We start from the raw sequence: 11,929 nt of genomic DNA, 5'->3' as shown, positions 1-11,929 counted from the left end.
CTGGCGCGGTGGAACCACACCGACTCCATCCCGAACTCGGAGGTGAAACGCTGCTGCGGCGAAGATACTTGGTGGGTCACTGCCTGGGAAAATAGCTCGGTGCCAGGTTAATTATCAAAGCAAAATATTACTCCCTTAATCAAGGAGTAATATTTTGTTTTTGTTTGTGTAATATACTAATAATTTAGATAATCGATCGCACAAGCTACAGCCTGCACTCTCTTTTCCGTTCCCAAAGGACGCGGCTTTTTGAAAAAATCTGGTATGTTTGCTACATCGTTGGGAATAAATTGTCAAATTGAGTCGGCAGATATATTTAGAGCAAATTTTTCATTGTTGACCTTAGTGTCGATTACCCTAGAAGAGTGGAATCAGAGGTGAGCTTGTGGATGCCATATTAGATCGATCGCGTCAACTTAAACAGGATTTAATTGATTTTGTCCTTGACGCTGAAGGGGAATTGGCAGTTGCGCTGGAGTCTTACTTCGCCGCTAATGCAAAATCTCAAAATAATCGCTATGATGCGGCTTTCGAGAAAAAGCTGCTGATTGATAGTTTTTTATGTGAGGGGAAAGTCGGGGATAAGACGCCGCTGGATTTGTTTTTGGAAAGTCAGCCAGAATTATCTCAAAGCGATCGCACTCTCCTCAACAACTGGCGACACAGCTTTCTTGGTTTATTTGCCGTTAATCAAATTTTACCAGATGGCTTTGAGCTAATGAACTGGCTCACAGCCAAACATTACATAGTGAAGCCAAATGATACTCGCACGCAAGAGGAAATGGCTTCTTTTAAACAAGGTGAAATTTTACTGACCCGGATTTCTCCGGTTACCGATAGCTACTGGATGTTTTCTGGGCCTTGTTTGCCAATGGGTAATTTAGGCAAACCTAAATTGGCAGTAGCAATTGGTAACTTTAAGCAAAATCACAAGAAACATCTTTACAGGGATGCGCCAGATTTGCTTGAGCAAGCCTGGCAGTCTGTCGAGCAATATCACCAGGATTTTATTGATTTTTTTGGGAGCAATGAAGTCACTATACCTGGGTATCAGCTTAACAAAAAGCTGACTGAATTTCAAGAAGTAATAACTAAACGACGACTGGCAGAAGCAGGCATTAATGAATCGAAATCTCTGGAAGAAATAGCTGATGAAGCTGGCATTTCACAAGCAGAAATTAAAGCTGCGGCAGAAGAAGCGGGTGCTGACTCAAAAACAGTCGCTCAGCTATTTGGCAGTAAGGGAAACAGCAAAATGGTAACGCCTAAAGTTGAGTTACCTGACAATCTGAAAAAAGCCGAACAGGTGACTGTTCTGGCTCATACTCGCTGGGGACAAATGTTGCTACCAACCTACACTAAGTTCAAGCAAATTCTGGAAGCAGAAGACTGGCAGAGTATTCCTAATGCAGAAAAATTGGTTCGCTACTATTTGGAAGAACCTACAATTAATGTCTTCGTGTGGCATCATTTGGCCCAACAGTATCCACGCCAGTTAGAAAAGGCATTGCAAACAATTTTGGGTCGTCCTAATTTTAATCTGACAACCGATTTAGATTCTGTGCTTCAGGAATTTAATAAACCGCTGGAACCTGAGTTACCAGAAATTGCCAGCGTCCCTTTACATTTACACAATCTGTTTGAAGAAGCCGTAGCGGAAGTTAATAAATCGAATTCAAAGTCTAAGGTTAAAAAGAAAGAAGGTAAGGGTTTTGGGACGTAAAAATTTTTAACTCCGAGAGATGGAGTAGGGGAGAAGCATTTGTGCAGACATAGTACGATCCAGCGCTAGAAAGATTGGCAAAAATGTTTCTCCCTTATGGAAGATGTATGTTGAGTATGAGCAATAATTTGAGATTTTTGAGCGGATTATTAACTATTGCCGCTTGGGAGTGTGAGGGATTAGATTAGAAAAGACAAATTGCCCGATTGTGGCTATGAAAAAAGACAGGGACGACTCGCTTAAAGCAGAACAAAATCTGGAAACTCATTCCTTATTTCCAAGTGGGGAGTGGGAAGGGTTTTACACCCATGAATTTGGCCCAAACGCTCGTAAGCACATGATGTCTTTTACCCTTACTTTTAAAAAGGGAAGCGTTAGGGGTAGCGGTATTGACGATGTTAACCGCTTTACTTGGCGGGGAAATTACGATAAGGAAAAACTGCGCTGTTGGATGAATAAAGGTTATCCCTCTCATACTGTTTTCTACGACGGTTATGTTGACCAAAACGGCATTTGGGGTACTTGGGTAATTCCACCCTACTACCAGGGCGGTTTTCATATTTGGCCGAAAAAGCTCGGCGAAAATATCTCTGTTTCCGATAAGGAAGAAGTTCCAAAAGCTGTTGTTAAGGAAGTGGTTACAGTTTAAGTAAGGAATGTTATTTTATTTTCAAATTGCTAACCTGTTGATAATTTCTGAAAAATCTGCCCTGATATCGGATAAATTATCTGGGGTTATAATAGGAACGTGAACGAAAACACAGCGGCTGTTAAGTTGGCGATCGCGCAGATATTTCAAGGCAGAATAATAAAGTGCTTCACAGACAAACTTACCAGCTTCGTGGCTAATTTCGGTTACCTTTAAATCTGAGATTAATTTAGGGACATCGACCCAAGTTTCGATGAGATGATTACCCAAGCTAGCATTAGATTCTACGGTGAGTATTCGGCGTTTTTCTGCCATACCGCAACAGATAATAATATCGGGTTGGAGTAAGTCTATTTGCGCGATCGCACGGCTGCTTGCCTTCTCTACATCTACTGGTAAATGCCTTAAAAAAGTTAAAGAATGCGATGTAGCAAGAGAAGGATTATTTTGTCCCGTTTGGGCAATTTCTATTAATAAATTATCGGATGAATTAGACTTTTGATGGGGCAGCCAAGTAGTAAAAGATGTCAGCAGGATTTTTTTAGACATAGAGAAGTAAAATAAAGACAGCGATCGGCACACAATAAGGGGAGGGGTCAAATGTCAGTTATCGCTATTGTGGATTATGACATGGGGAATCTGCACTCCGTCTGCAAAGGGTTGGAAAAAGCGGGTGCAACTCCTAAGATAACGGATTCACCAGCAGATATCGCGCAGGCGGATGCAGTTGTGTTACCGGGGGTGGGATCTTTTGACCCAGCTGTGCAACAATTGCGATCGCGCGATCTGGTAGAACCGATCAAAGACGCCATTGCTTCCGGGAAACCTTTTTTAGGCATTTGTCTGGGTTTGCAAATTTTATTCGATCGTAGCGAAGAAGGCAAAGAACCAGGCTTAAGCATTATTCCCGGTGTGGTACGGCGGTTTCGCAGCGAACCCGGACTGACTATACCGCATATGGGTTGGAATCAACTGGAGATTACCCAAGCAAACGCATCGCTGTGGCAAAACTTATCATCTCACCCTTGGGTTTATTTTGTCCACTCCTATTACGTCGATCCGATTGACCCCAAAGTCTGCGCCGCTAGTGTAACTCATGGTACACAAACAGTGACAGCTGCGATCGCACGCGATAACCTAATGGCAGTGCAATTTCACCCCGAAAAATCTTCCACCACCGGACTGCAAATACTCTCTAATTTTGTGGCGCAAGTGCAAACTCCGGTTCTGGCTTAGTGGAAACAGCAGGAGTAAAAAAATGTTTCTTTTGACTAAATATCAACTCCTGCTAATAATGTTTCCTCAAGAAGAGAAACCGGGTTTCGTATCATCCCGCGAATACGTGAGGGACACCCTAACCGGGAATTACAAGTAACTGTCCGGGAATAATTTTCTTAGGGTCGTTCCCAATTAGATCGCGATTTGCCTTATAGATGCGCGGCCAGTCATAGGGATTTCCGTAGTAACTTTTGGCTATTCGTGCGAGGGTGTCTCCAGTTTGGACAGTGTACAAGTCGGGAATGAGAAGTTGTCGATCTGGTACGATCGCGTTAGGGTTTGGCCCAATTACATTCCGATTGGCATCGTAAATTGGTTTCCAATTGCGAGTTCCGTAGAACATCTCGGCTATATCTGCCAAAGTTTCACCTTTTTTGACAATGTATGTCTGAGTCATAAATCTCTCCCGATCGATTTGTCATTTCCTGATCAATAAAATATTTAACCTTAGTCCGAGTTGGGCAGCAAATATTAATATTGTTTTCCTTTTTTACTATGAGTTTGAGAATCTACGGCAATCGTCTACTGAAAACCTTACCGGGTCAAGCCACTCGACCTACTTTAGCACGGGTGCGGGAGGCAGTCTTTAATATTTGGCAGGGAACAATAGAAGGCTGTCGCTGGCTGGATTTGTGCGCGGGTAGCGGTTCTATGGGTGCGGAAGCTTTGTGTCGAGGTGCAAGTTACGTGGTGGGAATTGAAAAATCCAGTCGCGCTTGTTCGATTATCCAACAAAACTGGCAACAGGTAGCACAAGCCGGACAAACTTTTGAGGTATTGCGAGGAGATGTTGTGCAGCGATTGAAAACCCTGTCAGCAGAAAAGTTCGATCGCATTTATTTCGATCCCCCTTATGCTAGCGATTTGTATGATTCGGTAATAGAGGCGATCGCCCAATATCAACTATTAGATGAAGACGGCGAACTAGCAGTAGAACACAGTCCCGATCGCAGCCTAAATGACGGCATTTTATCTGTCAAAATTTGCCGCCAAAAAGTTTATGGAAACACAGCTTTGACATTCTATATACCAATGAGTTAGATCTATTAAATGTCATCCTATTTATATCCATTAACCACATTTTTAATCAACAATCTAAATTTAGATTATCTTTGTTGATAATGTTGCTAAAAGTAAATTATTAATCTTTCGTAAAAATTTCGCTTGTCTGTAAAAGTTCGGGGGGTGCGCCGTAGGCGCACGACCCCAACAGAAGTTTGAGGCTGAAGCTAAAGTAAGCAAAAAAGATCGAAGCTTCACTCGTTAATTACAAACCTGACTTTTTGGACTCCCTCAATCATTTGTAAAGCAAATTGACCGGAAGTAAATTCACCGATATCTGGTAACTTTTCTTGGATTTTTGTCGCTAGTCCTTCTAAATTTATCACCTCTTTTTGTTCATTATTCCAAGGAATCGGTGAAATTAAAATGTCAGTCGCTTCGCCGTTAATATTTCTTAAATTTTTTGACCATTCAGGAGACTGTTTTGTCGGTGCATCTAAGCCAAAGTGCATCCCTTCTGGTTGCAGGTGAATATCAACGGTTTTGACCTCTCCTTCAAACAGACAAATTAACACATCTTTGGCTAATTTTTCCATCCGTAATAGGGATAAAAGGTTGACTTGAGTTTGGTCAATAGAATCTACATTTGCGACGGCTTTATCATAACCATCAATCAGTAAATTAGGCCAACCAGAGACAACTTGCGATCGCATGATAATGCCAGTAATTTTCTGCTCTATACCGCGAGTAAAACCACGACGAGTTGAACGGATTTTTCGATCTTCTTCTACACTGTTTTCAGTAACTCGACCAATGCTAAAAGCACCATCTTGTAAGCAGTCTACCCATAAAGAATCTACCCAAAAGAAACGAATTGATTCAATGGGGAGTAACCCTTCGTCGGGAACTAAATAATTAAACGGGATTCCCTGCAATAACTCTAATCCTTTAAACCATTTTTCTATTTTCTCTGGGATTGATTGTGCTGGTCGAATTTGTCGAGAGCGCAAGGGTAAATTATTAATGACATTATCTTCTAATTGTTTGAGATTTTGGGCGTTTTCTCGTTTCCAGTTAAATAATTCAATGGCTAATCCTTGGTTTTGTAGAGTCAACATTCGCCCTAATTGCCAAGCAGCAGCGTATGAAGTATCAAAGAGTCCTAAAGTAGAATCATAACGCAATAATTCATCCGATGCTTTGACAGGAAAATTGTAGGTTTCCTCGTTCATCCCCGGGATTAAAGGACTGCGATACCAAGAGATCGTCTGACTTCCCTGTCTTAGAGAATGAGGTAAGGGAATGTAACCCATTGCTAGGAATTTTTCTGCTTCTTGATTCTCAGTTTGAGGAAGTCTGGGGAAACTAGGATTACGGTTAAGTTTCTGGACTAATTGGCTAAAACTTTGTTCGGGATCTACACAAGCAAAACTCCAATTAGCTAAACTAACAAAGCGGATTAAATCCTCATCTACCGCTCCCATATAATCAAAATTATCTGCATCTATATAACGTCCTTCTATAGATACTAAATGCACTGTACTGATCCCATTAGGTTCTGGGAGACGATTACAAATAATCGTGGCAAATTCATCCCCAGAAAAGTTACGGGTTGCGTCTTCTAATTTGCGAACGTGAGCAAGATAAGCCAGGTCTGCGTTGGTAGGTAAAATATCTTTTAGATATTTCTTTTTAACATCAATTACGGTGACTTGTTCCGTCCCTTTTTGTCCGACTTCAAGTGTAATGTTAGGAAATTTAATGTTAGCTTCCCCTGCGATTAATTGTTGAAGGGTAATGCTTTTTGGTTTGGGTCGATCGAACTCATGTTCAAAGTCTGTTTCTCGGAATAAAAGTAAGACTAACCAAGGCAAATTTTGATCATTTTCACCGGGGTAACGTTCCCAAGGAAGGGTACTCCGTTTAACCGTAATATGGGGCAGTACATTAGAATGTTCTCCTAAGCTATCGGATGGAGGAAAAACGGCATAAATATCTTCAGGAGAGAGAGGCCCAAAACGTTCTCCCGTGACGGCAAAAGTAAGTTCGCGGGTAAAAGTTTGTGAGGGAATTTTATCGTTACTTTTAATTGTTTGCTCAATTTTAATCTGGTATTCTCCACTTTCTAGAGGCGGTTGATGAAACTGAATAAATTTAACTGTTCCGGTGGTATTAGACATAAAATGACTCCTTTTTTAGGATTAATCGTTGATGGCAATGATGAAATGTGGGAGAAGATTTCAGTCTGTGAGTGTAGTTGAAAACTTTCCCACATTTAGGGTTTTATTTAACTTGGGGAGCAAAAACAAAACTATCAGCGATCGCACTATCAATTTGCACTTGACTTGGAGCAAATCCTAATGCTTGCAATAACGCATCCCGTTGTGAGTTAGTTGTGATAGTTTCCCGAATGCGATCGCGTTTTTCGATTTCCTCTGTATAATCTGGACTGGCCACAAATTTTTCTAAAGTTTGCCAACTATAACGATCGTCAATGAGTGAGGTTTCATTCTGTAAATGTTCAACCCCAATCGAGTTGCTTTCACCCGCTTTAGGCGACTCGGCAGGAATAATACGAAAACCAGAGAAAACGCCATTTTCAAATTGCTGTCCATTCACTTCAGGCAATTTTAAGCGCCCTTTATCTGTCAGATTTGGTTTTCCCCAAATTGCAGTAGGCGCTGCTTTGGTGACAGGTGCAAAGCTAAACTTGGCTTTAGCATCTTCAGAATTTCCATCTTTACTAATTGTGACCTTATGAGTTGTCTCTAACTCATCACTATTAATACCCATCGGATTAATAGCAAAACCTGTATTAGTCTCGATGGATTCCTCTTTTTCCCAAGTAAAGGCTTTTTTCGAGGGAATAAAGCTATCTGTCACCAATTCCAAGGTTTTAGGATTGATAATCCAGATTTCCTCTTCCCCTCGCGTTATTTGCTTAACTAAGCCCTTACTAGCAGCAATGCTACAAATTTCTGTATCTTGAGGTAAGAATGAAGATTTGAACTCATCCCAAGCAATAGGAAGTGGATCGCGGGAACCTTGATCGCCGAATTTAACTGTAGCTGAAGCGATCCAAAGATCGATTTTAGCTTTGCCTCCCAGTTCCGGTCCCCAGAGATGTAATTCAACTCCCAGACTGATACTGATAATACCAATCCCACCACTAATCCTGATTCGGGCGCTAATATCGTAATAGTAAGGTTTCCAACAGATGAGGAAGTCAGCCCCCACTTCAAAAAAAGCATGAACCGAACCACTCTTATAACGAAAACTAAGCGATCCTCCCGCCATTACTGCATGGGAACACAAAGCAAAATAGCCTTCTCCAGTAATCGAAGTATGACTATCCAACTGCCAATTAAAACCTAAACGGGGTACAGTGGGATAATGAGTGGGAACCTTAAAACTGGGATGATAACCGCCTAAAGTAATGACAAAATCTCCTTCATGTTCCCCAGCAAACCAGAAAGCAGCAGCAAAACCCCCGGTTAAATGACATTTTTGAGACAGAATATAAGAGTTTGGGGTGAGTTCTGCTTGAACTAAGAGCAGTCCTTCTGCAAGACTAAACCGTGCTTGTAGGGCTAATTGTACTACCGCTACTGGGTCGATGCTAGAAGAAGTTGATGGGGGAACTACTAACGTAGAAATACCAATTAAATTGAGTTCAAAGTTATTTTCACTGAGCGCTAGGGTTAACAAGGCAAAGCTATCGAGTAATTTATAAGTGGTAAATTTGATTCCAATAGCTAAAAAACCTGCGTCAAGAGAAATGGGAATATATCTACTTAAACTCTCGATTTGTTCATTAATAATCTCTCCCGGATCTCCGCTCAAATCGCCCACACCACTAAGCGCTTGGGCTACTAAAGGAAATTCAGTAATTTCGCCCAAGGGAGGTACAATCAAGTCACGGTTGTAGCCAAAACCTCCTGCCAATCCGGTCACAAATATTTCTGGAGGGCCACCCAAAGGATAATCTACAGCAAGATACAGGAATAGGGATGGTTCATTACCATAATAAGCATAAGCACCCACAGCAGATAAGGAAAGGGATTTTTGTTTTCCACCACTGCCTTTGGTTTGCATTCCCAGTGTTACCATTCCTAAGTATTCTTCATAGTCTGCTCTTTCTTTGCGGAGGAATGCACCCGCAATATTTAAGCTGTTCTTTTCGTAGGTTAAACCAAAGCCATCCAGATTAAATTGGGGGTTAAAATTGGTGAGGGGAGTGCTGATCGAAAGTCCATTTAGAACTAAAGAAAAATCAGATACTTGAACGATAAATTGAGGAGTGAGATGAATTTCTCCTGTTTTGTAAATCAATCCAACTTTTTCTAAGTGAATTGTCCCAAAGGATTTTTGCACCGTTAACCATGCACCGTTATCAGCAATCGTAATAGGGGTATCTTCTTCCGGTGTGGTAGTTCTAGGGGAAGCAACCAGTCGAAATTCTCCACTAGGCGCTAAACGGGTACCAATATTCCTGATTGCAGTACGCTGCTTTACTGGCAATTCTTCACTTTGAGCGAAACTACGGCTACCAGGATTCCAGATTTCAGCCTGTGGTTTTAATGAAAATTCTTCAGTTTGGGGTAAAGTATCCGACTGTATCCCAAATTTGGCTTTTAGCCATTTTAAAAGGCTCTGCAATCTTTGGCATATTGTTGCTGTGAGTGATGATTTGACAACAATGGGCTGTTCGGAAGTCGGACTAGCAATAGGACTCTGTGATGAAAATTGTCTGCTTGCCGCTAAACTAGCACCAGAAGGAGCCGGACTGGGACTAATGCTACCGCTACCTGTAATGCTACCGCTACCTGTGCGGCGCTTTAAGGGTGTTAACCAAGCTCTGATATACCCTCCTATGTTAAAATAGGCGGCGATACTAGCGCCCCGATTAAGCTCATTGGCGCTGGAACTTGGGGGTTGTATTTTAATTCCCGCTCCTAGTTCTTGCAGAAAACCGTTGATGGTTTTCAGTTCTTTTTGCTCGAACTTTTGTAGAGAAAGTATTAATTCAATAGTAAATTGACTTGTCAAAATATCAGCAGGTAACTGATTAGAAATTAGAGGAATTTCACTAAAGGCTATATTGTTATTAAAGCCAATATTGTTATTAAAGCCAATGCCAAAGATCATTTTTTTCTTCGTCGGTGTAGTAGATGTATCGGAAACTTTAATCACAAATAACAAGTTTTGATTCAGGCTAAATCCGTCTAATAATTCCTCTGGAACTAAGTTTCCTAATTCTGGCGAAATTTTACTGAATAAATCAGCGAAATTGACATTACCTATATTTTGTTCTAGTTTAGTATTTAATTGTCCTACAATTAATTTTGTAGTTTGACCAACTTCGGTTTTTGCTTGATATTGTATATCAAAGATCAGATTATCTGTATCGGAAGTCGGGATGGTGATTTGACCTTTGTATACAGCTTTATATATTTGATTCTGTTTTGTAACATCAATAGTAAGTGTTCCACTTAGTTCTTGAGTAGCTTCTCCTTCTTCATCGTGGTCAACTGCGATAGTTACTCCCAACTCAAAGGAATAGTTTTCACCATCAATCGTCACGCTGGCTGCATCAAGGGTAAAAACACCAATGGAGTTTAAACTATCATCGTCCGCCAGACCTAATTCGAGTCCAACTAAGTCAATAAATTGCTGTGTTGTTTCAAGACCTGCTACGATATCTGCATTGATATTTGGCATAATTTTTTCTCCTAAATATGGTTAAAATTTGTACAATTTTGAGAAAAATTGATTGGGGTGGGCAAGCACTTAAAAATGTCGATGAGTAAGATAACTTTTCTGTCTTGCCCACCTTGACTTAAGGTAAAATTGGTGGGCATATTTTCAATTATTTCTCAAGGTTACAAGTTATCTACTAGGCACACCCTACGGGACTACTAGACACTTACCTAACAAATGTCCAATTATGCTTTAATGATGTAATTGAGTGCATAATAAGGAGGTCGGTTTTCGTGAGCTACACCTCCTCCTTGTGGTTGAATCTCACGACAGGTTGTTAGTCGTGGCTCATGTTGATCGCTATCGACACCACCCTTATAAGTGCTAGTACCAGGTCTTTCTAAAAGCCATTTAAAGTCGCCATTTTCATGATTATGCCTTGGCATTTCATCTATTGTTAATTGATGCTTTTCTTCTCCACCTGTATCGCCAAGAGAATAGCCATTTCCAACACCGACGATAAATTTATTACTTAAATTGGGAACTTGATTTTTTCCAAGCACCTGTTTTAATTCTGGATATATATTATCGTCAAATGATTCGCCATTACACAGAAACCATCCGTCAGGAGCAGTTGAACCAGCATAGGGAACGATGGTTCCTACTGGTACTAAATATCCAGTGATATCTTTAATACGTCCTTTTACATCTAACTTAGCGGAAGGAGAATCAGTACCAATACCGACATTACCATTGTCTTTGATCACCATCTGTACTGTGCCGCCATCACCTGCTTGTAATTCATCATCATTATGACTACCAAGTTTATACCAAGCAAAGTGTTCTGATGTTCGGAAATAGGCTGTCTTACGCTGTGTTCCAATTCCATATTGAATTCCAGCACTGGTTGTATATAAATTAATCATCTGTCTTTGGGTTGAGCCAAAATTAAGAGATCCTGTTATATTGGTATCCCCATTGATATCTAACTTAACTGAAGGAGAATCAGTACCAATACCTACATTACCATTGTCTTTTATCACCATCTGTACTGTGCCGCCACCTGGATTTAATAGCTCATTATCATGAGTACCACCTTTATACCAAGCAAAGTTTTTAGATGATCGGGAATAGAATGTACCGCTTTGTACACCGATCGCGTATTCACTTTTCCATAAATTAATCATTTGTCTTGTTTCTGAGCCAAAATTCAGATTACCGTCCAAGGTAATATCATTGCTTACACCTAAAATATTTGCTGGATTAGTTTTACCAATACCCACCTTTTTATCATCAAAAACTAAAGGCGCTTTTTCAATCTGACAAGTAAATTGCCCATCTTTATAACCCGGAAGATACCGATAGCGGAGATAGAGATTAGCCTCCCCTGTAGGATGTGCTGTCACAATACCAGTCAGATTAATTAACATAGTCTGCTGCGCTGCTAAGAATACATCAGCATTTTTAGGGATAAAAGTCCACTAGACATCTCCAAAAATTGCCAAAGCCTTTATAATATTGGTTTTTGACTGCCTGCCCCCTAAAGGGCAGGCAGTCAAAAACCAACGGTTACATAG

Annotated in this window: 9 protein-coding genes and 1 rRNA gene; 5 read left to right on the top strand and 5 right to left on the bottom strand. The window is 40.7% G+C overall.

Features of this window, described 5'->3' with window-relative positions; translation table 11 throughout:
• The 3 genes from rrf to H6G03_RS35360 all read left to right on the top strand — a co-directional run.
• Positions 1-108 (top strand): 5S ribosomal RNA (gene rrf / locus H6G03_RS35370); the annotation flags it as partial.
• Between the two features lie 277 nt (positions 109-385).
• Entirely contained in the window at positions 386-1,723 is a 1,338-nt protein-coding gene (locus H6G03_RS35365) for a hypothetical protein (RefSeq protein ID WP_190475302.1), read from the top strand.
• Positions 1,724-1,937: 214 nt separating this feature from the next.
• The gene (locus H6G03_RS35360) at positions 1,938-2,372 is read left to right on the top strand and encodes a hypothetical protein (protein WP_190475300.1); all 435 of its coding nucleotides are present in this window, start codon (positions 1,938-1,940) and stop codon (positions 2,370-2,372) included.
• A gap of 21 nt (positions 2,373-2,393) precedes the next feature.
• On the opposite strand, the gene H6G03_RS35355 is transcribed toward H6G03_RS35360, so the two are convergent.
• Complete coding sequence (locus H6G03_RS35355) at positions 2,394-2,921, bottom strand: pyroglutamyl-peptidase I family protein (protein ID WP_190475298.1); 528 nt, start codon at positions 2,919-2,921, stop codon at positions 2,394-2,396.
• 51 nt (positions 2,922-2,972) lie between these two features.
• Between H6G03_RS35355 and hisH the strand changes: the two genes are divergently transcribed.
• The gene (gene hisH, locus H6G03_RS35350) at positions 2,973-3,608 is read left to right on the top strand and encodes an imidazole glycerol phosphate synthase subunit HisH (protein ID WP_190475296.1); all 636 of its coding nucleotides are present in this window, start codon (positions 2,973-2,975) and stop codon (positions 3,606-3,608) included.
• Between the two features lie 118 nt (positions 3,609-3,726).
• Here hisH and H6G03_RS35345 read toward each other — a convergent pair whose 3' ends face one another.
• Positions 3,727-4,047: a LysM peptidoglycan-binding domain-containing protein gene (locus H6G03_RS35345; RefSeq protein ID WP_190475294.1), complete on the bottom strand. Its 321-nt coding sequence runs from the start codon at positions 4,045-4,047 to the stop codon at positions 3,727-3,729.
• A 98-nt stretch (positions 4,048-4,145) separates the two neighbouring features.
• On the opposite strand from H6G03_RS35345, the gene rsmD reads away from it, so the two are divergent.
• Entirely contained in the window at positions 4,146-4,691 is a 546-nt protein-coding gene (gene rsmD / locus H6G03_RS35340) for a 16S rRNA (guanine(966)-N(2))-methyltransferase RsmD (RefSeq protein ID WP_190475292.1), read from the top strand.
• Positions 4,692-4,906: 215 nt separating this feature from the next.
• Here the strand turns inward: rsmD and H6G03_RS35335 are convergent, their stop codons facing one another.
• The 3 genes from H6G03_RS35335 to H6G03_RS35325 form a co-directional block, all read right to left on the bottom strand.
• Positions 4,907-6,832 (bottom strand): hypothetical protein, encoded by a 1,926-nt coding sequence (locus H6G03_RS35335; RefSeq protein WP_190475290.1) that lies wholly within the window; start codon positions 6,830-6,832, stop codon positions 4,907-4,909.
• 103 nt (positions 6,833-6,935) lie between these two features.
• Positions 6,936-10,373, bottom strand: a complete 3,438-nt coding sequence (locus H6G03_RS35330) for a DUF6603 domain-containing protein (RefSeq protein ID WP_190475288.1) — start codon at positions 10,371-10,373, stop codon at positions 6,936-6,938.
• 224 nt (positions 10,374-10,597) lie between these two features.
• A complete protein-coding gene (locus tag H6G03_RS35325) occupies positions 10,598-11,782 on the bottom strand; it encodes a tail fiber protein (protein WP_190475286.1) in 1,185 nt (394 codons plus the stop codon).
• Between the last annotated feature and the right edge of the window lie 147 nt (positions 11,783-11,929).

Source organism: Aerosakkonema funiforme FACHB-1375 (genome assembly GCF_014696265.1).
GTDB lineage: Bacteria > Cyanobacteriota > Cyanobacteriia > Cyanobacteriales > Aerosakkonemataceae > Aerosakkonema > Aerosakkonema funiforme_A.
The sequence above is the reverse complement of the archived record's forward strand: the minus strand, read 5'-3'. Positions and strand labels throughout refer to the sequence as shown.